Here is a 20,127-nt window from a genome sequence, read left to right on the forward strand (position 1 = left end):
GCTTTGGCATAAAATATGATAGACAAAAACCAGTTTAACTAAAAAAGAATTTGCCATGAAGAAATTTATTTTATCAATTGCAGTAATATTCTCAGTAACATTATTTGCAAACGCTCAGAAATATGCGTTTATCGATTCGGAATACATTATGGAGAATATTCCATCGTTTAACGCCGCACAGGAACAACTGAATCAGTTGTCGTCGCAATACCAAAAAGAACTGGAATCGATGCATGCTGAGATTGAACAGATGTACCAGGATTTTCAGGCTGAAAGCGTACTGCTGTCAGAAGACATGAAACGCAAACGTGAAGATGTGATTATTACAAAAGAGAAAGATTATAAAACATTGCAACGAAAGTATTTCGGACCAAGTGGCGACCTTTTCAAAAAGCGTCAGGGATTGATTAAACCTATTCAGGACGATATCTTTAACGCTGTTCAGGAAATAGCTACCGATGGTAGTTATGCCGTGATTTTCGATAAGGCCGGCGATGCTACTTTATTCTATACCAACCCTCGTTACGATTTAAGTGACGAAGTACTTAGAAAACTGGGGTATAAATAGATAAGTAGTTTAGTTCTATAAATCGAACGATTCAATCCAAATCAATTGTTCATTTTAACTAATAATTGGTATTAAATACTATATTTGCAAGCAAAAATTAAGACCACATTGACTATGAGAAATTTAATGAAATTAATGGCAGTGCTTATGTTCACTGTAGCATCATATACTGCTGCCAATGCGCAATCTTTAAAATTTGGCCACATCGACCTGCAAGCGTTGGTTCAGGTTATGCCGGAAAGAACTGCTGCTGAAGCTGAGTTTAATACTTTCCAGGGTGAATTGGAAGAGATTCTTGGTGAAATGCAAAAAGACTATCAGGCAAAATTAGGCGAATTTGAAGCGATGGGAGAAGAGGTATCTGATATTAAAAGAAATGCAAAGATTGCCGAAATTCAGGATGTACAACAACGTATCCAGAATTACCAGATGACAGCACAACAACAGGTGCAACAAAAACAAGCCGAGCTTTTAGGACCAGTATTTGACAAAGCCGAAAAAGCAATTGAAGACGTTGCTAAAGAACAAGGTTTGATTTATGTTTTCGATTCAGGAGCAGGAAACAGAACTATTCTTTACAAGTCGAACCAAAGTGTAGATGTTTTACCTCTGGTAAAAGCTAAATTGGGTATTCAGTAAGAAATTGATTTACTACAATATTAAAAACCGCTTGTCGAAAGATAAGCGGTTTTTTTATGCGCTTTTCTTTTAAACATATTGGAATGATAGGAGATAAAAACTATATTTATTGATCTCAAAAGGAACTTACAGCTGGTTGGTAAAGAAAAAATGGAAGATGATAAAAACCAGACATCTAACTAAAATAAACATATGAAGGCAGCGAAGATAAATAACGAGAAAAATAAAAGTGAGCGGATAGAAAATACTAAACTTTTTGAAGTGGCCTGGGAGGTATGTAACCAGGTGGGGGGGATTTACACCGTAATTCGCTCCAAAGTACCATCGGTGATCAAGAAATGGGGCAATGAGAACTATTTTCTTATCGGGCCTTATTTTGCCGAACAGGCAGCAGCACATTTCGATCCGGCCACCGATTTCTCCACACCAATTGGTAAAGCTGTTTTGGAAATGCAGTCGCGCGGCTTCGAAGTGTATTACGGCCAGTGGATTGTCTCGGGACGCCCGAATGTGATTCTTTTTAACCCGTATTCGATCTACGACAAACTGGGTGAAATAAAATACTACTTGTTTCAGGATTACAATATTGCCATTCCCGATGGTGATGAGTTGCTGGATAAAGTAGCAGCATTTGGATTTCAGGTAAAAGAGTTTTTCCATTATTTGTGTGGAAGCGATTTCTGTAACGATAATATTATCGCCCACTTCCACGAGTGGATGGCAGGTTTACCAATCCCCGGAATACGAAAATCGAACCTGAATATAAAAACGGTATTTACCACTCACGCAACATTGCTGGGTCGTTACCTGGCCATGAATGATCAGGAATTTTACAGTCATTTACCATTTTACAATTGGGAAGAAGAAGCTAATAAATTTAATGTGGCGCCTATTGCAAACATTGAGCGGGCATCGGCACATGGTGCGCACGTATTTACCACTGTAAGTGAAGTTACGGCTCGCGAGTGTACACATTTGCTGGGCCGCACACCTGATTTGATTCTTCCAAATGGACTGAACATTGAAAGGTTCGAGGCAACTCACGAAGTACAAAACCAACACGTTCAGGTAAAGAAAAAGATCCATGAGTTTGTAATGGGGCACTTTTTCCAGAGTTATTCTTTCGATCTGGATAAAACCCTTTATTTCTTTACTTCGGGGCGCTACGAGTACCAAAATAAGGGTTACGATTTAACGCTTGAGGCACTGGCACGCCTGAACTGGAAAATGCAGCAGGCCGGAACGGATATGACGGTGGTTTCGTTCTTTATTACAAAACGCCCGTTCTATTCATTTAACCCTGAGGTGTTACAATCAAAGGCTCAGATTGAAGATGTTGGTCGTGTTGTTGAGGAGATTCAACGCCAGGTAGGCGATAGGCTGTATAAGGAAATTACAATGATTTCCGGTCAATATGAGTTCCCTGACTTAAGAGCTTTGGTTGACGATTACCTGCGATTGAAATTGCGACGTAATGTACAAAGCTGGAAAACTCAAAATCTACCAAAAGTAGTTACGCATCAGTTGGTTGACGATGCCAAAGATGAGATACTCAATTTCCTGCGTACCTCGAACCTGGTGAATAACCGGCACGATAAAGTTAAAATTGTATATCACCCGGATTTTATTGCCACAACGAATCCGCTTTTCAAAATGGATTACACACAGTTTGTTCGCGGATGTCATTTGGGAATTTTCCCGAGTATGTACGAACCATGGGGTTATACACCACTTGAGTGCCTGGCCAGTGGTTTACCATCAATAACCAGTAATCTGGCCGGATTTGGCGATTATGTGGTAAACAATGTTACCGATCACGATAACAAAGGAATGTTTATTATCGACCGGACAGACGGTAATTTTAACCGCGCAGCCGAAGAGTTGGCAAACATGTTGTTTGAGTTTGTAAACTTATCGCGCCGCGACCGGATTGCATTACGTTATCGTTGCGAAGAAGCGGCCATGCATTTCGACTGGTCGAACCTGGGGAAATTTTATGATGAAGCTTACAAACTGGTTTCTGAGCGCTAAAAACAACAGATTTGGATGATATGAGACTTTCTCCAATTGGAGTTTTTGATTCCGGGTATGGCGGGCTAACCGTTTTGAAAGAGCTGATAAAGTCGATGCCCGAATACGACTTTTTATACCTTGGCGACAATGCCCGAACACCTTACGGTACGCGGTCGTTCGATGTGGTTTACGACTACACACTGCAGGCTGTAAAATATCTTTTTTCGCAAGGATGTCCGTTGGTAATAATTGCCTGTAATACAGCTTCGGCAAAGGCTTTGCGTAACATTCAAATGTTGGATTTACCGCACATGGCTCCCGAAAATCGTGTGTTGGGCGTAATCCGTCCCAGCGTTGAAAAGGTCGCTGAAATTACCCGGAACGGGCATGTTGGCGTTTTGGGAACGGTTGGAACAGTGGTGTCGGAATCGTACCCGATAGAACTGGAAAAATGGTCGGATGGTCGTGTAAAATCAACCGTCCAGGAAGCTTGCCCCATGTGGGTGCCATTGGTCGAGAATAATGAAATGGATAATCCGGGTGCCGATTATTTTGTAAAGAAAAATATCGACTCCGTATTTCAGAAAGATAATTCGTTAGATACGCTTATCCTTGGGTGTACGCACTATCCGTTACTTATCGATGTGATTAAAAAGTATGTGCCCGAAAATATAAATATTTTAACCCAGGGTGCCATTGTTGCCGAAAAGCTGGTTGATTACTTACAACGTCATCCTGAAATGGAACAGCGATTAAGCAAAGTAGGAAGTTTGGAATACCAGACCACCGAATCAGCTGCCACCTTCGAAAGTAAAGCGGCTTTATTTATGGGTAGCGAGGTGAACGCCAAAACGGTTCACCTCTAAAATGAGTATTTCCTAATTCTGTAGTTCAGAAAAATAAGTCATTACAAAGCTGTCCATTTCAGCAAATTGATCTTCCATGCTTTGCAATAACTTGTATTGTGCGCGAGCACGAACCAGGTTATGATCGGGCGATTTTGTTTTGTAATAATTATCTCCGTCTATATAATCAATCAGAAATCGTAGAACCTGTTCGTAGGTAATATAACGCGCCGAAAATGCGAGGTAATCAATTTCTTTAGGGCTTAAAAAAGAGGCCGTTTCTTCCAGATATCCCTTGGCAAAAGCTTTAAAGATTTCCAAATCCATCGAAACATTATCCAGGTTCTTGTCGTCTTCCAAACCGGTGTTGGTGTAAAAACGCATGGCATCGCCAAAGTCGTTTAAAACGGTGCTACTGAGTACCGTGTCCAAATCGATCACACAAAGCACTTCGCCGTTTTTATCGAAAAGAATGTTGTTTATTTTAGTGTCGTTATGGCTGATGCGCGTTGGGATTTCACCGTTTTCCACCAATTCCCAAAACGCCAGCATTTCTTCTTTTCTGCTTTCAATCCACGAAATTTCTTTGCTTACTTCAGCTTTTCTGCCAACCGGATCTTTTGCCAGCACTTCATCCCACTGTTTAAAGCGGTAGCGGATATCGTGAAAGCCCGGAAGAATATTTACAAGCGGCTCTTTTAAATCGGCCACCAGCGACTGGAATTTGCCAATTCCTTTACCACCTGCATACGCCAGTTCCGGAGTTTCTGCCGCTTCGTAGGCAATGGTATCTTCTATAAAAAGACAAACTGCCCAAAATTCTTCTTCATCATCCAAAAAATACAACTTGCCATCGTTGGCAGGAATTACGGTCATTGCCTCGCGCAAAGGATCGCCACCGGCAGCAACAACTTTCTTTTTAATGTGCGTGCAAACTTTTTGAATATTCTCCATCATCGCGGGGATGGGAGAGAAGATATTCTTGTTTTTGCGCTGTAAAATATATCGGGGACCGCCGTTTTTGGTAGTAATAATAAAGGTGTCGTTTATAAAACCTTCGCCCAGTGGTTCTACGTTTTCAATTTCGCCCTCGAGTTGAAAGTGTTGTGCAATGTTCGTTAAATTCGTCATGTTGGTTTAGCTATGTTAGAAAACGAAGTCGGAAAATTCTCGTTCCCGACTTCGTTTTTATATTATATACTTATTACCAGAGTTTGTTCGGATATACACCTTCTTCAATTAAGGCGTTAATTTTATTCACCACAATTGGTTTGTCCTCCTTGTAGGTAACGCCAAACCATGGCGAGTTGGCTTCCAGTACTTTTACTTTCACCTCGTTGTCTTCAATCATTTCGAAAACCACCGAAGGAATGTACATCTCCGATTTTGGTTTGTCAATCTCTGTTTCGAGGAACTTTACAAATTTGCTTTCCAGCGCCTTGAAAATTGAGGGATGAAAACCCCAGAAGTTCATCGACACTCTCTCGTTTCCGGTTAAAGGAGTTTCCGAGCCATCTTCCGCAATGGTAACGGCAGCATCTTCTTTTTTGAAAATGTTGTGTGTTTCAACAATCTTTACGAGGTTGTCGTTTTCATTCACGGTGCACATCCCCCGCGAAACCGATCCGTGGTCCGACAGTGTATTTTTAAGTTGGTAGCCGATCATCGAAAAAGTTTGTTCCTGCACCGCGTTGTTCAGGAAGTCGGCCATAATACGGTAAGCTCCCTCTCCGTAAAAGTCGTCGGCATTTATGGCGCAAAAAGGCTCGTTTATTACATCTTTGGCAACCAGAATTGCATGGGCAGTTCCCCATGGTTTTTCGCGTCCTTCAGGTAATGTAAATCCTTCAGGTAAGTTGTCTAACTCCTGAAAAACATATTCTACATCAATTTTGCCACTTAATTTTGCTTCAAACTTTTCTTTAAACGCATCGGCAAAACTTTCGCGAATAACAAAAACTACTTTGCCAAAACCGGCACGAATAGCGTCGAAAATGGTGTAATCGATAATTGCTTCTCCGTTCGGGCCAACAGGTTCAACTTGTTTAAGGCCTCCAAAACGACTTCCCATTCCTGCAGCCAGTATGAGTAAGGTTGGTTTCATATTTCTAATTTTTGGTTTTTATTTTTCCTCTTCTAACTTCTCTCCTGTCTTCCATCTTTATTTGTACCAGCTTGAATACATGTGGTAAGCATTTGCAATTCGCTCCACCTCGCCATGTAACAGTTCGGGGCTGATATCTTTTACTTTTTTGGCCGGAACACCTGCGTAAACACTTCCCGATTCAACACGGGTATTTTTGGTAACCACCGAGCCGGCAGCAATAATCGAATTGCTTTCAACAATCGCATTGTCAAGAACAACCGCGTTCATCCCAATCATTACATTGTCTTTAATGGTGCAACCATGAACGATGGCACCGTGCGCAATAGTTACGTTGTTGCCAATATTGGTTGGGCTTTTTTGGTAGGTAGCGTGTATCGTCGCGTTGTCCTGCACATTGGTGTTATTACCAATTTTAATGTAATGTACATCGCCGCGAATTACAGCGCTGTACCAAATACTGCAGTTGTCACCTATTTCAACATCGCCTATAAGTGTTGCTGTTTCTGCCAAAAAACAGTCTTTTCCAATTTTAGGAGTCTTATCTTTTAGTTGTTTTATAATCGCCATTATCTGAATTGGTTTTAAATTGATTACAAAAATAAGAAAACCCAAAAACTATCACAGAAGTCATCGAAATCTTGTTAAATAATGGTTACATTTGTTACAAGATTCTTCGATCGACCTTGATGAAAACCGGTTCTAAAATTATGATTTAGTAGTTTTGGAGTCGTTTTTTTTATGAATTATAACAGACTTAAGAGAAAATAACTAAAATTTGAAAATTGGGGTTGATAAATAATCAATCTTTTTTTTCGATATTGAAATCAAATATTTTTTAGAGATGAAAGAAACTAAAGTTATCGAACTGGAAGAAGTTGCCATTAGGTTTTCTGGCGATTCCGGCGATGGAATGCAGCTTACCGGAACCTTGTTTTCCGACACTACAGCACTTCTGGGAAATGATATTTCTACCTTTCCCGACTATCCGTCCGAAATTCGCGCACCACAGGGAACAGTGGGGGGTGTATCGGGTTTTCAGGTACAATTTGGGAAAAAGCAAGTAAATACCCCGGGAGACAATGCCAATGTATTGGTTGCCATGAACCCGGCGGCTATAAAAGCAAATGCACGCTTTTTAGAGCCCGGAGGTACGATTATATACGATTCTGATTCGTTTACAGAAAAGAACCTGAGGAAGGCAAACTTTGAAACTGACGATCCTTTTGCAGAATGTAATCTCGAGGATTTCTTTAAGATTCCTGTACCAATTTCAAGTCTTACACAAGAGGGGCTAAAGGATTTTGGCCTGGATAACAAAAGTGTGATGAGAAGCAAAAACATGTTTGCTTTGGGATTGGTATGCTGGATGTTTAATCGCCCGCTGGATTACGTTGAGGAATTTGTAAAGAATAAATTCAGGAAAAAACCGGTTGTTGTTGATTCAAACATAAAAGTTTTGCACGATGGTTATAACTACGGTTTAACCATGCAACACATGACACCAAGTTACCTGGTACATCCGGCAGAAATTGAAAACGGTACTTACCGAAATATAAATGGTAACCATGCTACGGCGTGGGGACTTTTAGCTGCCGCTGAAAAATCGGGACTGGAGCTGTTTTTGGGATCGTACCCCATTACACCTGCAACCGATATTTTAACCGCGTTATCAGAACGAAAAGACCTGGGAGTAAAAACATTCCAGGCCGAAGATGAGATTGCAGGTATCTGTTCAGCTATCGGTGCTTCGTTTGCCGGCGACCTTGCTGTTACCACCACTTCCGGTCCGGGATTGGCATTAAAAGGTGAGGCAATTGGTTTGGCTGTTATGGCCGAATTGCCGCTGGTAATTGTAAACGTTCAGCGTGGTGGCCCGTCAACCGGACTACCAACAAAAACCGAGCAGTCGGATTTAATGCAGGCGCTATACGGACGTAACGGTGAAAGCCCGGTTGTGGTTTTGGCAGCCAGCACACCGTCTGATTGTTTCCATTATGCTTACATGTCGGCAAAAATTGCTTTGGAAAGAATGGTTCCGGTTATTTTGCTTACCGATGGTTTCTTAGGAAACGGTAGCGAGCCATGGAAAATTCCTGCAATGGCCGATCTTCCTTCAATAACTCCACGAGTTGCTAACGACAGCGAAGAATTCCTGGCTTATAAACGCGATGCTGCAACGCTGGCACGTGAGTGGGCATTCCCCGGAATGGCAGGTTTTGAACACCGAATTGGTGGATTAGAAAAGAATATTACAGGTACAGTTAGTCACGACCCGGAAAACCACCAGGTGAACAGCGAGATCAGGGAAGAAAAAGTGCAGCGCGTTGTTGACATGATCCCTGATCTGGAGATTTGTGGCGACGAAGACGGAGGCGATGTGCTTGTTGTAAGCTGGGGAGGAACCTTTGGCCACACAGCTAGCACAGTTCGCGAACTGCGATTGGCAGGTAAGAGTGTTAGTTTGGCTCATTTCAACTACATTAAACCGCTTCCAAAAAATACAAAAGAGGTATTCAGCAAATTCAAAAAGATTATTGTTTGCGAGCTTAACCTTGGACAGTTTGCAGCCTATTTGCGTAACGAGTTGCCTGAGTTCAGCTATTACCAGGCCAACAAACTAAAAGGACTGCCTTTTACCGTTAGCGAATTAAAAGAAAGTATTACTAAACTTTTGGAGGACTAAGCAATGACTGATGTAAAATATACAATAAAAGATTTTAAAAGCGAGAACGAAGTACGTTGGTGTGCGGGGTGTGGCGACTTTGCCATTATTAATGCCGTACAGCGTACCATGGCCGGAATGGGCATTCCGAAAGAGAAATTTGCCGTAATTTCGGGTATTGGTTGTTCATCGCGTTTCCCCTATTATATGAGTACCTTTGGTTTCCACACCATTCACGGACGGGCTACTGCCGTTGCATCGGGTGTGAAAGCTGCCAACCCTGAACTAAGTGTTTGGGTAATGACCGGCGACGGCGACTCGATGGCCATTGGTGGTAACCACTTTATTCACCTGATTAGAAGGAATATTGATTTAAATGTGGTGCTGTTCAACAACCGTATTTATGGTTTGACCAAAGGACAATATTCGCCAACTTCCGACCGTGGTTTTGTGAGTAAAACATCGCCATTCGGAACTGTTGAAGATCCGTTTGTTCCCGGACAATTGGTGATAGGAGCGCGTGGTTCATTCTATGCCCGTTCAATCGACGGAAACCTGAAACTGAGCCAGTCGGTTCTTGAAAAAGCTGCTGAGCATAAAGGAACATCTGTTGTTGAGGTACTTCAAAACTGTGTGATTTTTAACAACGGTATTCACAATGCGATTACCGATCCTAATCACCGTGCCGACCGACAACTGGTGCTTGAACATGGAAAACCAATGCTGTTTGGAGCTGAAAATGAAAAAGGTTTGGTATTTGAAAATGGCAAACTTAAAGTCGTTAAGATTGGCGAAAACGGGGTAACCGAGGATGATATTCTTGTACACGATGCAATGGAAGTTGATCCAACGTTGCATTTGGCGTTAATCAATATGGCATTGCCCGATTTCCCGGTTGCACTTGGTGTAATTCGTGCAGTACCTGCTCCTGTTTACGATGTGGAAATGGAAGCACAAATTAAAGAAATACAGCAAACGCGTAAAGTAAGTTGTGTTGATGAGTTATTAAACTCAGGGAACACCTGGGAAGTAACCGGAAATCCGAACGGATCAAGTAAAAAATGTATCTAACATTTGAAGCAAAATAATAGAAGGCTCTGCAATTTTGCAGGGCCTTTTTTGTTATAAAAACTGACAACCATGATTTTAAGTGTCATTTAAATTTCTTTAATTTGTGACCATTAACGAAAATCGATGTTCGATATTCAAACCAACATTAACCTAAAAAAAGGGGACCCGTCTGCTTTTAAAGACGTATTCCGTTTACTATATCCTCGCCTTAAAGGATATTGCAAATTGTTTATTCCCGACGATAATAAAGTTGAAGACCTTATACAGGAAACTTTTATTACGCTTTGGGAGAAACGCAATTCCATAAAACCTGACCGTTCAATTGAAAGTTACCTCTTTGTAATTCTGCGCAACAACTGCCTGAATTTTTTACGCAATGAAAAGCTGGAACAAACAAGCTCTTCGGTTAATATTGAAGAAGTAAGTGAGCTGCAGTATTTATACCAGATCGACTTTCTGGGCAAAGAAGAAAAAAGTTTGGAGGAGCAACTTGTTGAATCATTCCAGGTAGCCGTTGATGAGCTGCCTGATAAAATGAGACAGGTATTCACGCTGTGTAAAATTGAAGGCAAAAAACAAAAAGAAGTAGCTGAGGAAATGGGAATAAGCATAAAAATGGTGGAAAAGCACATTGCCAAAGCCAAAGAACAAATCAGGAAAAAATTGGTTGATCAATACCCGGCACTCATCATTATAATAACCTTGTTACTCGAAAAATAGGGTACTGATATATTCTAAGGTTATTGAAAATCAGCAGTTCTGTTGATTGGTGAAAAATCGTTAAAATAAATTTTTAAAAAGCAGGTAGGGTTTTTTCACTTTTTGTGTACTACTGTCAGATTACAACATGAAAGAGTTAATAGAGAAATATTTTGAAGGGAGTGCATCGGCAAGCGAGCAGATGCAATTATTGAAATGGATTCGAAAAAAAGAAAATCGCATAGTTTTTAATAGTTCTAGGTTAGGTTGGAATAAGAGTCAGCGAAATAAACCACTTCCTGAAGGAAGTGAAAAAAGCTGGCTGAATATTCAAGATCAGATGTTACAAAAAAGTTTCAAAAGATGGCAGTATTCAGATAAGGTGAACCTGATGGTTCGGATTGCCGCCATCTTCTTTTTTGTGTTAAGTCTTGGCGGTGGAGCTCACATTGTTTCAACAACTAAACCTACTGAAACCTGGTATTCAGAGATTGAAGCAGAAAACGGACAGATTTCAAAAGTAAAACTTCCGGATGGGTCGATGGTTTGGTTGAACTCCGGATCGAAAATTAGCTACAACAACCTGTTTGCCGAGAATAACCGCGATGTAAAACTGGAAGGTGAGGCTTATTTTGAAGTGCAAACAAATGAGGATCTTTCGTTTGTGGTAAATAGCGGCGATATTCAGGTTAAAGTTCACGGAACAAAATTTAATGTAGAGGCTTACCCCGGATCGGAGAATATCGATGTGGTATTGGAATCGGGAAAAGTTCAGCTTTTAAGTCCTGATGTGTCTTCGTTTCAGTATTTTCTTAGCCCCGGAGAAAAAGCATCGTTTGTAAAATCAAACCATCAACTAAATATAAGCGAGGTAAATACAAGTAAATATACCTCGTGGAAAGACGGTATTCTGAATATTTATAATCAGCCTCTTGTTGAGGTGGTAAAACGACTGGAGAAAAGATACAACCAGGAGTTTGAATATGCTGAAGAGTTAAAGGATTTTCCTTTCACATTTACTATTAAAAACGAGCCGCTTGACGAGATTATACAGATTCTGGAAAAAATAGCACCAATAAAAACTAAACAGGAAAATGATGTAATTGTATTTGAACTGGACGAAGAAAAAGCAAGAGAATTGTCGAGATAAAAAAACCGAAAGTGCGGCAACACTTCCGGTCCAAATTTACCATCGGCAAACAGTAAATTAATTTATAATTTAAATCGATGTAAAACTATGAAAAAAATCCTAATCCTGGGAAGAGGTATGCCTTCCTGTTGGAGTAAAAGCTTAAAGCTTATGAAACTAACATTTTTGTTTTTAATGGTTGGCTTAATGCAGGTTTCTGCAAGTGTATATAGTCAATCAACCAAATTAACATTAGCTATGCACAACAAAAAAGTTGTGGAAGTGCTTGATGAGATTGAAAATCAATCAGAGTTTCGTTTCGCCTACAGTCCCGAACTGATCGATGTTGATCGAAAAGTATCGGTGGAATTGAACAATCAGAAAATTGACGAAATTCTGGATGTAGTATTTAGCGGAACCGATGTTAACTATGTAACGCACGATAGGCACATTATGCTTTTCCCCGCAGAAATGGAGAGCGAAAGCGCCAGAAACATTAATGTGCTGAGCGAGCAACAAAGTGTTTCGGGTATTGTGTCCGACGGTGGAGGACAACCTTTGCCGGGAGTAACTGTGCTTGTTAAAGGAACATCAAACGGTACAGTTACCAATAACAATGGTGAATACTCAATTAGTGGTGTTGCTGATACCGAGGTGTTACAGTTTTCTTTTGTGGGTATGAAAACCCAGGAAATTAGCATTGCCGGAAAAGCCGTTATCAATATTACAATGGAAGAAGAAACCATTGGTATTGAAGAGGTAGTGGCCATTGGTTACGGTACTTTGCGGAAGCAGGATGTAACCGGTTCTATCTCGAAAACCGAAGGCGAGGAGCTGATCAAAGCGCAGAGTTTTAGTCCGCTTGATAACCTAAGAGGTAAAGCTTCAGGTGTAAATATTTACTCCAATTCATCGCAGCCGGGTGCTTATCAGAGCCGTGTTGTAATTCGTGGTATGTCTACTATTAATTCTTCAACCGACCCATTATATGTTGTTGACGGTGTTGTTATGGAGAATTTTGGTTTAATGAACCCGAACGACATTGAAAGTATTGAAGTATTAAAAGATGCTTCTGCAACAGCTATTTATGGTGCGCGTGGAGCAAACGGTGTTATTTTGGTAACTACCAAACGCGGAAAAACAGGTAGCGAAGGATCTGTAGTAAGCTACCAGGGATCTGTTGGCGTTAGCACAGTTGCCCGCTATATGGATGTTCTGAATGCACAGGAGTGGACTGATGCGTTTATGATCGGTTTGGAGAACGAAAATAAGTATATGGGATATGATTGGTCGCTCGATCGTACTGATTGGTTCACCGACAGAAACTATTTTGATGCACAGGGTAATCCGTTATACGATACCAATTGGCAGGAAGAAGCTACACGAACAGCTATCTCGCACAATCATCAATTCAATATTCAGCAGGCTGGTAAAAATTCATCAACAGGTGCTTTCCTGAACTATACAGATCAGCAGGGAGTAGTGAATAACACATACAGCAAAAGGGTAAATGCTAAACTTACTTACGACGGCGAACCTGCAAAGTGGTTGTCGACAGGAATCAATTTAATGGTTAACCACTCGTGGGGACGTTACACGCCGGAAACCGGTGGCGGACAGGATGCCCGTCGTACAATGATCGAGATGTTGCCATGGTTGCCGCTTAGAGATGCTGATGGTAATTACACTACATCTTCAACTTCGTCGTTGTCTGATACATTCGGATTCGAAGGTATGTCAAATCCAGCTATGATTTTGGATTTGCAGAAACGAATGAATTACAATACTCAAATCTTTGGAAATGCTGCATTAACATTCCACCTGATGGAAGGATTGGATTTGAAAACTCAGTTTGGTATCGACAATCATAACCGAACTTACAAAGCTTATTCATCTATTCTATTGAACAACATTTCAATGCCAAACGGATGGGCCGATATTCAACACACCAATACTTTCTACTGGCAGGAAGAAACTTACCTGACCTATAAAAAAGTAGTTGGCGACCACCGTTTAAATGCAATGGCTGGTCTGTCGTGGCAGAAACGTACGTATAACTGGGATCGTTCACGTACTGAAGGATTCAGTGACGATTTTTACGAATGGTATAATATGGGTGCAGGAACAAATCCTTCATCTCCATCATCAAGCTACAACGATTGGGCAATGAACTCTTACTTTTTAAGGGTTGCTTACACGCTTAAAGATAAATACTCGGCAACTGTTACAGGCCGTTACGATGGTTCTTCTAAATTTGGTGACAATAACAAATATGCTTTCTTCCCATCAGCAGGTTTGGCCTGGAATATGTCGCAGGAAGACTTCCTGAAAGACAGTGGCCTTATCGATATGTTGAAACTGCACACTAGTTATGGTATAACCGGTAACTCGGAGATTGGACCTTACAATTCATTGGCTTCAGTTAGCTCTGGTACAATACTGATGAACGGTTCACGTTCGCCATATTCATATATCAACTCTTTTGCCAACCCTGATTTGAAATGGGAAAAAACAGCACAATGGGACTTTGGTGTAAACTTAGGCGTATTAGATAATCAGCTTACATTTGATGTTTCTTACTATTACAAGAAAACAACTGACCTATTGCTGAATACACCGCTGCCAACCTCTTCTGGTTTTAGCTCTATCTTCAAAAATATTGGATCTGTGAAAAACCAGGGACTGGATATCATGGTTGATGCTACACCTGTTAGAACAGCCGATTTTACATGGAATTCAACATTGAATCTGAACTACAACAAAAACGAAATTCTTAGTCTTGGCGACAACGACGAAGATATTGAAATGAACTACTGGGTTGGTGGCTCAGAAAGTATCTTGCGTGTTGGCGAGAACCTGAGTAGTTTCTTTGGTTATAAACGACTTGGAGTTTATACTGAAGAAGATTTTGAAGCCGGTGAGATTGAGCGTAGTCAGATTGGCCGTGCAAAACGTACCAACGAAAAAGAAATCATTGGTAAAGGTATGCCGGACTGGACAGGTAGTTTCATCAATACTTTCTCGTACAAAAACTTCGACTTAACTGTTGATTTACAGTTTGTGTGGGGAGTTGAAACTATGCAACAGTTTTACCACTCAACTTACGACCGCTTTGGTATAACTAACGGCTTGTCAAATATTCTTTACGATGCTTACGATGGCACAAATCCAAATACTATGCAACAAGCCATCTACTTGACAAACTCAGGCCATGCCGGACAAAATACAACTGTAGACTCAAGTTGGATTGCAGATGGTTCTTACCTCAGAGCTAACCTAATTCAGTTTGGCTACACCGTTCCTGCAAGCTATTGTCAGTCGATGGGCATTGCTGCCGTGAGAGTTTATGCGAATGTGAACAATGCATTCTTGTTATGTTCCGACGATTTTAATGGTTACGATCCTGAATCTACTTCAAGAGGTGGTGACCAGTTTGGACAAAACATGACATTCTTCTCCTATCCAAGAGCCAGAACATGGACTTTGGGTGTAAACGTAACTTTTTAATGAATTAATTTAGAACGATCATGAAAAAGATAATATTATTCTTACTAGTAGGGGTCTTTGCGTTGACCTCATGCGACGAGTTTTTGGAAGAAAGTCCAAAATCATCTCTTACAGATGTGGATTATTACAAAACCGAATCTCAGGCAACCGAGAACGTAAACTATTTGTACCGCAACGGTGCAACAATCCGTATTGCACATGCATCAAGTGCCTATATTGGCTCTAAATCTTCAATACTAGGAATGCTCACCGGCTATTTTAGCAATAGTTACGAAGGGCAGGAAGTGGTATGTAAATATTCACGTTTGCTTACCCGTCAGGGACATACCAATGAAATCTCAGGGACTTCTGATGATATTTGGGACAACTGTTACCGTACTATTAATGTGGCTAACAATGCTATTGCCAGCATCCCGGGTATTGAAATGAGCGAAAGCTCTGCCAAAACTTTAATTGCAGAAGCTAAATTTTTCAGAGCATTCAACTATTTCTATCTGGTGAAAACCTTTGGTGATGTTCCTTTATTGCTGGAACCTGCAACTTTAGAGAATCTGTATCCTCAAAGAACGGCTGCAGCAGCCATTTACGAGCAAATTGAAAATGATTTGATCGACGCTGTTGAGGATTTACCAGCAGCAACATTTGCTTCAAACGGACACCGTGTTTCAAAATATGTAGCTGCCATGGCATTGACTGATGTATATTTTTACCAGGGTGATTATGCCAATGCTAAAACATATGCAAAAATGGTTATCGATTCTCCTCATTCCTTAGCTGATAATAGCGACCTGGCTGAAAACAGTGCTTTCAATAAGTTACGTACAACTGATGATCTGGGTGAGGTAATTTACAGTTTAGAATACGATGCCGGTATTTCAAGCAGTTCGTGGAGACCTACATATGCATTTACTTCGTCGGCAACAGCTGTGTTCGGAACTTATTCAATTTTTGAAAGAACTTACGGCCCGATCGACCGTTTCCTGAATGTTTACGACGAAAACGATCTTCGTATTCAGCCTAACCAGTTCTTCCACTGGGAATATACCAATCCAAATAATGGTAAAACCTGGACGGCTCCTGAAGGACAAGCAGGTTGCTGGTATTATTTTGATGAAGATGCGTTGTTAAATACAGGTATCGGAACAAAAGACTGGAACTTCTATCGTCTGGCCGAAGCTTATTTGGATTATGCAGAATCGATTGCACAAACAGAAGGTGTAAACGATGAAGCAGCTACTTACCTGGCAAAAATTCAGGCACGTGCCAATACTGAAGGTAAAACTGAAGCTGAGATAAAGACAGAATTATTAAGTCTTTCAAAACAAGAGTTTATTGAAACCTGTTGGACAGAAAGATTACGTGAATTTGCTCTGGAATTCAAAATTTGGGATGATTGCGTACGAACAATGAAATTTCCTGTTATTTCAGAAACAGAAAAGGGAAGTGTTACTTATGTAGATTTGATTGGTGCACAGAATGCCGCAGGTGCTACATTTAAAGAAACTGATTTGGTATTCCCGATTTCGTTAAGCGAATTGCAACGTAACCCAAGTTTGACACAAAATACAGGTTATTAATTGTAAGATTTGGAAAATAACACCCAAACCAATTAATACCTAATACCACAGGGGAGTCGGGACTAAACCAACCGACTCCCTGTTTTTTCTTGAATTCAATTTTTCAAAAAACAAGGATAGGTTAATTGGCTCTGCAATTTTGCAGGGCCTTTTTTTATTATTTTAGCGATGTCAATTATTTTGTTTATCGTGACTAACTACAAAATGTAAATTAACTATTCTGAAAAATTTATAAACCTATGAATCGACTCAACCATCTTTTAAACTTCGTACTACTTGGTTTGCTGGTTTTAAGCCAGTCGTGCAGTACCGAATCGGCTGGAGAAAAAGCTACTTCAACGCATGTTTTGTGGTACGATAAACCTGCTACTTATTTCGAAGAAAGCCTGGTGCTTGGAAACGGCAAAATGGGAGCTTCTGTTTTTGGAGGTGTGGAATCGGATAAAATTTACCTGAACGATATAACACTTTGGTCGGGCGAGCCGGTTGATCCGTATATGAACCCCGAGGCCTACAAATTTATACCTGAAATACGTGAGGCGTTGGCTAACGAAAATTATGAGTTGGCAGATAAACTCAATCACAACCTGATGGGGAAATATTCTCAATCGTATGCGCCGCTGGGTACCTTGTTTTTGAATTTTCAGCACAATGGCAATGTGGAAAATTACCATCGCGAGTTGGATATCGACAAGGCGGTTTCAACAACATCGTACCAGGTGGATGGTGTTACTTATAAACGCGAATATTTTGTTTCGTATCCCGATCAGATTATGGTGGTGAAACTAAGTGCCGATAAAAAAGATGCACTAAACTTTGCGGTTAAATTCGACAGCCAGTTGCGTTTTAATACCTCCGCAGACAACGATTTATTGAAGGTGGAAGGATATGCGCCGTATCAGGCGTTGCCAAATTACCATGCCGGAGATGAGGAGCCGATTAAATTTGATGAAAACCGAGGCACCCGCTTTTCAACTTATATGAAAGTGGAAAGCGACGGTGGAAACTCCATGTATACAGATAGTGTGTTAACGGTTTCAGGAGCAAGTGAAGCCGTACTTTACGTATCGATAGCAACCAGTTTTAACGGCTTTGATAAAGATCCGGCAAAAGAAGGTTTGAATAATCAAGCCATTGCGCAGCAACAGTTGAATGACGCGGATAAAAAAGGAGTTGACAAAATAGAAGAAGCGCATATTGCCGATTACAACATGTTAATGAATCGCGTTCAACTCGATTTGGGAGAAACCACAGCGCCGGAATTACCTACCGACGAGCGATTAAAAAGATATTTTAGTGGAGCCGAGGATAAAAACCTGGAAGTGCTGTATTTTCAGTACGGACGCTATTTGCTGATTGCCAGCTCACGAACCGAGGGTGTGCCGGCTAACTTACAGGGGCTTTGGAATCCGCACCTGCAGCCGCCATGGAGCAGTAATTACACCATGAATATTAACGTGGAGGAAAATTACTGGATGGTTGAAACCGGCAATCTGAGCGAAATGCACCGTCCGTTATTGTCGTTTATCGGCAATGTGGCCAAAACGGGAGCCGTAACGGCAAAAACATTTTATGGTGTTGATAAGGGATGGGCATCATGTCATAATTCCGACATCTGGGCCATGAGCAATCCTGTTGGTGGTTTCGGAGAGGGCGATCCGGTGTGGGCATGCTGGAATATGAGCGGCCCGTGGCTATCGACACATTTGTGGGAACACTACCAGTTTACACAGGATATCGATTTCCTCAAAAACGAAGGTTATCCGCTGATGAAAGGCGCAGCTGAATTTTGTTTAAACTGGATGGTCGAAGATAAAAATGGCAATTTGATCACTTCGCCGTCTACTTCGCCCGAGAACAAATATATAACCGATAAAGGTTACCGGGGAGCCACATTGTATGGTGCAACGTCTGATTTGGCCATGATCAGGGAATGTTTTTTACAAACCATTCAGGCTTCAAAAGTTCTGAATGTGGATGATGAATTCAGAGCAGAGATGGAACAGGCTTTGGCAAAAATGTATCCCTACCAGGTTGGTAAAAAAGGTAACCTGCAGGAGTGGTACTACGATTGGGAAGATGCTGAGCCGAAACACCGTCACCAGTCGCATTTGTTTGGTTTGCATCCGGGCAATCATATAACTCCTGACGAAACACCGGAGTTGGCCAAAGCCTGCAAAACCACGCTCGAAATTAAAGGCGATGAAACCACAGGCTGGTCGAAAGGCTGGCGCATTAACCTTTGGGCGCGTTTGCTCGATGGTAATCATGCCTACAAAATGTACCGCGAACTGCTGAGTTATGTCGATCCGTCGGGTAACGAAACTCAATACAGCAAGGGTGGGGGAACTTACCCGAATTTGTTCGATGCGCATCCGCCATTTCAGATTGACGGCAACTTTGGAGGAAGCGCCGGAGTTATCGAAATGTTGATGCAATCGCACCAAAACCAAATCGATTTATTGCCTGCTTTACCCGATGTATGGCCTGCCGGATCAGTTAGCGGAATTTGTGCTCGTGGTGGTTACGAAATAGCAATGGACTGGAGCGAAGGGAAGTTAAATAGCGTTACTGTTATAGCAAAAGCCGGAGGAAGCACAAAATTGGTTTGCCAGGGGAAAGAAAAAGAAATAGAGCTGGCCCAAGGAGAATCGCTTACGCTTGAATGGTAAAGTTTTGAGGAATAAGGATTGAAGATGCATTTAGTTCTGTTTAAAAACCAACGATTAAATAAGGCAGAGCATGCTTTAAATTGTGGAAGATACCAGGAGGCGATAAAGCTAGGGCAGGTATTGGTAAATTCAAGGAAAAAGGAGATTGCTTTCCGGGCAAACCGCTTGTGTGGATTAGCACTTTACAAACGTAAGAAATACGATGAAAGCATGGAGTATCTTGAAAAGGCTTGCCTAATAGGAAACTACCGGCACGATTGGTACAGTCTGGCAATGGCTTTGGTTTTTGCCGGCAAATTGGAAAAGTTAGAAGAGGCATTTAAAAACATCTACCGCACAAATGTACAGCCCGGCTATTTGTATGCTGTTCCTGTCCCCGGGTTGATTTATCAATATATGAAGGCTTTAAAGAAAAATCAGTTTGTTGATGCTGCCATGGTGCGGGCCAATGAGTTAAAGCAAATGTTTGTAGGAGTTGGGCCGGATACCACAAAACAAGTTCAACGCGGATTGCCCAATTTTACCACCTTTCTTGCTGAAGTTGAATCCTTATTTGAACCGGAGAGGTTTGCTTTGTGGAAAAGTGATTTTCGGTTGTAGTGCCTGTTCGCCAGCTGGCGTACCACCGAACCCCGCTG

General features: G+C 41.3%; 15 protein-coding genes. 12 read left to right on the forward strand and 3 right to left on the reverse strand.

The window, feature by feature from the left end; translation table 11 throughout:
* The first annotated feature begins 55 nt into the window (after positions 1-55).
* The 4 genes from LH29_RS13855 (at position 56) to murI (ending at position 4,086) form a co-directional block, all read left to right on the forward strand.
* Positions 56-568, forward strand: a complete 513-nt coding sequence (locus LH29_RS13855; RefSeq protein ID WP_045030765.1) for an OmpH family outer membrane protein — start codon at positions 56-58, stop codon at positions 566-568.
* A 114-nt stretch (positions 569-682) separates the two neighbouring features.
* Entirely contained in the window at positions 683-1,207 is a 525-nt protein-coding gene (locus tag LH29_RS13860) for an OmpH family outer membrane protein (protein ID WP_045030767.1), read from the forward strand.
* A gap of 192 nt (positions 1,208-1,399) precedes the next feature.
* Positions 1,400-3,238 carry a glycosyltransferase gene (locus tag LH29_RS13865; protein ID WP_045030769.1) on the forward strand — a complete coding sequence of 613 codons (1,839 nt, stop codon included), beginning with the start codon at positions 1,400-1,402 and terminating at the stop codon, positions 3,236-3,238.
* 20 nt (positions 3,239-3,258) lie between these two features.
* Entirely contained in the window at positions 3,259-4,086 is an 828-nt protein-coding gene (murI, locus tag LH29_RS13870) for a glutamate racemase (protein ID WP_045030771.1), read from the forward strand.
* Positions 4,087-4,098: 12 nt separating this feature from the next.
* On the opposite strand, the gene LH29_RS13875 is transcribed toward murI, so the two are convergent.
* The 3 genes from LH29_RS13875 to LH29_RS13885 all read right to left on the reverse strand — a co-directional run bounded on the left by LH29_RS13875 (position 4,099) and on the right by LH29_RS13885 (position 6,739).
* Complete coding sequence (locus LH29_RS13875; RefSeq protein ID WP_045030773.1) at positions 4,099-5,196, reverse strand: phosphotransferase enzyme family protein; 1,098 nt, start codon at positions 5,194-5,196, stop codon at positions 4,099-4,101.
* 73 nt (positions 5,197-5,269) lie between these two features.
* Positions 5,270-6,169, reverse strand: a complete 900-nt coding sequence (locus LH29_RS13880; protein WP_045030775.1) for a nucleotidyltransferase family protein — start codon at positions 6,167-6,169, stop codon at positions 5,270-5,272.
* A 57-nt stretch (positions 6,170-6,226) separates the two neighbouring features.
* On the reverse strand, positions 6,227-6,739 hold the full coding sequence (locus tag LH29_RS13885; protein ID WP_045031078.1) for a gamma carbonic anhydrase family protein: 513 nt from the start codon (positions 6,737-6,739) through the stop codon (positions 6,227-6,229).
* 274 nt (positions 6,740-7,013) lie between these two features.
* Between LH29_RS13885 and LH29_RS13890 the strand changes: the two genes are divergently transcribed.
* The 8 genes from LH29_RS13890 (at position 7,014) to LH29_RS13925 (ending at position 20,089) form a co-directional block, all read left to right on the forward strand.
* A complete protein-coding gene (locus LH29_RS13890; RefSeq protein WP_045030783.1) occupies positions 7,014-8,855 on the forward strand; it encodes a 2-oxoacid:acceptor oxidoreductase subunit alpha in 1,842 nt (613 codons plus the stop codon).
* A 3-nt stretch (positions 8,856-8,858) separates the two neighbouring features.
* Positions 8,859-9,905 carry a 2-oxoacid:ferredoxin oxidoreductase subunit beta gene (locus LH29_RS13895; protein WP_045030787.1) on the forward strand — a complete coding sequence of 349 codons (1,047 nt, stop codon included), beginning with the start codon at positions 8,859-8,861 and terminating at the stop codon, positions 9,903-9,905.
* 123 nt (positions 9,906-10,028) lie between these two features.
* A complete protein-coding gene (locus tag LH29_RS23870) occupies positions 10,029-10,625 on the forward strand; it encodes an RNA polymerase sigma factor (protein ID WP_052670942.1) in 597 nt (198 codons plus the stop codon).
* Positions 10,626-10,752: 127 nt separating this feature from the next.
* A complete protein-coding gene (locus LH29_RS13905) occupies positions 10,753-11,754 on the forward strand; it encodes a FecR family protein (RefSeq protein ID WP_052670944.1) in 1,002 nt (333 codons plus the stop codon).
* A 150-nt stretch (positions 11,755-11,904) separates the two neighbouring features.
* Positions 11,905-15,240: a TonB-dependent receptor gene (locus tag LH29_RS13910; protein ID WP_198152451.1), complete on the forward strand. Its 3,336-nt coding sequence runs from the start codon at positions 11,905-11,907 to the stop codon at positions 15,238-15,240.
* Between the two features lie 20 nt (positions 15,241-15,260).
* Positions 15,261-16,817, forward strand: a complete 1,557-nt coding sequence (locus tag LH29_RS13915; RefSeq protein ID WP_045030789.1) for a RagB/SusD family nutrient uptake outer membrane protein — start codon at positions 15,261-15,263, stop codon at positions 16,815-16,817.
* A gap of 239 nt (positions 16,818-17,056) precedes the next feature.
* Positions 17,057-19,489, forward strand: a complete 2,433-nt coding sequence (locus LH29_RS13920) for a glycoside hydrolase family 95 protein (protein WP_082063707.1) — start codon at positions 17,057-17,059, stop codon at positions 19,487-19,489.
* A 24-nt stretch (positions 19,490-19,513) separates the two neighbouring features.
* On the forward strand, positions 19,514-20,089 hold the full coding sequence (locus LH29_RS13925) for a tetratricopeptide repeat protein (RefSeq protein WP_045030791.1): 576 nt from the start codon (positions 19,514-19,516) through the stop codon (positions 20,087-20,089).
* The last annotated feature ends 38 nt before the right edge of the window (positions 20,090-20,127 follow it).

The organism is Draconibacterium sediminis (assembly GCF_000949475.1).
Classification (GTDB): Bacteria; Bacteroidota; Bacteroidia; order Bacteroidales; family Prolixibacteraceae; genus Draconibacterium; species Draconibacterium sediminis.

Excerpts from the sequence above, each read along its gene's own strand:
- LH29_RS13855 (WP_045030765.1), top strand. The coding sequence starts at position 56 with ATGAAGAAATTTATTTTATCAATTGCAGTAATATTCTCAGTAACATTA.
- LH29_RS13860 (WP_045030767.1), top strand. The coding sequence starts at position 683 with ATGAGAAATTTAATGAAATTAATGGCAGTGCTTATGTTCACTGTAGCA.
- LH29_RS13865 (WP_045030769.1), top strand. The coding sequence starts at position 1,400 with ATGAAGGCAGCGAAGATAAATAACGAGAAAAATAAAAGTGAGCGGATA.
- murI (WP_045030771.1), top strand. The coding sequence starts at position 3,259 with ATGAGACTTTCTCCAATTGGAGTTTTTGATTCCGGGTATGGCGGGCTA.
- LH29_RS13875 (WP_045030773.1), bottom strand. The coding sequence starts at position 5,196 with ATGACGAATTTAACGAACATTGCACAACACTTTCAACTCGAGGGCGAA.
- LH29_RS13880 (WP_045030775.1), bottom strand. The coding sequence starts at position 6,169 with ATGAAACCAACCTTACTCATACTGGCTGCAGGAATGGGAAGTCGTTTT.
- LH29_RS13885 (WP_045031078.1), bottom strand. The coding sequence starts at position 6,739 with ATGGCGATTATAAAACAACTAAAAGATAAGACTCCTAAAATTGGAAAA.
- LH29_RS13890 (WP_045030783.1), top strand. The coding sequence starts at position 7,014 with ATGAAAGAAACTAAAGTTATCGAACTGGAAGAAGTTGCCATTAGGTTT.
- LH29_RS13895 (WP_045030787.1), top strand. The coding sequence starts at position 8,859 with ATGACTGATGTAAAATATACAATAAAAGATTTTAAAAGCGAGAACGAA.
- LH29_RS23870 (WP_052670942.1), top strand. The coding sequence starts at position 10,029 with ATGTTCGATATTCAAACCAACATTAACCTAAAAAAAGGGGACCCGTCT.
- LH29_RS13905 (WP_052670944.1), top strand. The coding sequence starts at position 10,753 with ATGAAAGAGTTAATAGAGAAATATTTTGAAGGGAGTGCATCGGCAAGC.
- LH29_RS13910 (WP_198152451.1), top strand. The coding sequence starts at position 11,905 with ATGAAACTAACATTTTTGTTTTTAATGGTTGGCTTAATGCAGGTTTCT.
- LH29_RS13915 (WP_045030789.1), top strand. The coding sequence starts at position 15,261 with ATGAAAAAGATAATATTATTCTTACTAGTAGGGGTCTTTGCGTTGACC.
- LH29_RS13920 (WP_082063707.1), top strand. The coding sequence starts at position 17,057 with ATGAATCGACTCAACCATCTTTTAAACTTCGTACTACTTGGTTTGCTG.
- LH29_RS13925 (WP_045030791.1), top strand. The coding sequence starts at position 19,514 with ATGCATTTAGTTCTGTTTAAAAACCAACGATTAAATAAGGCAGAGCAT.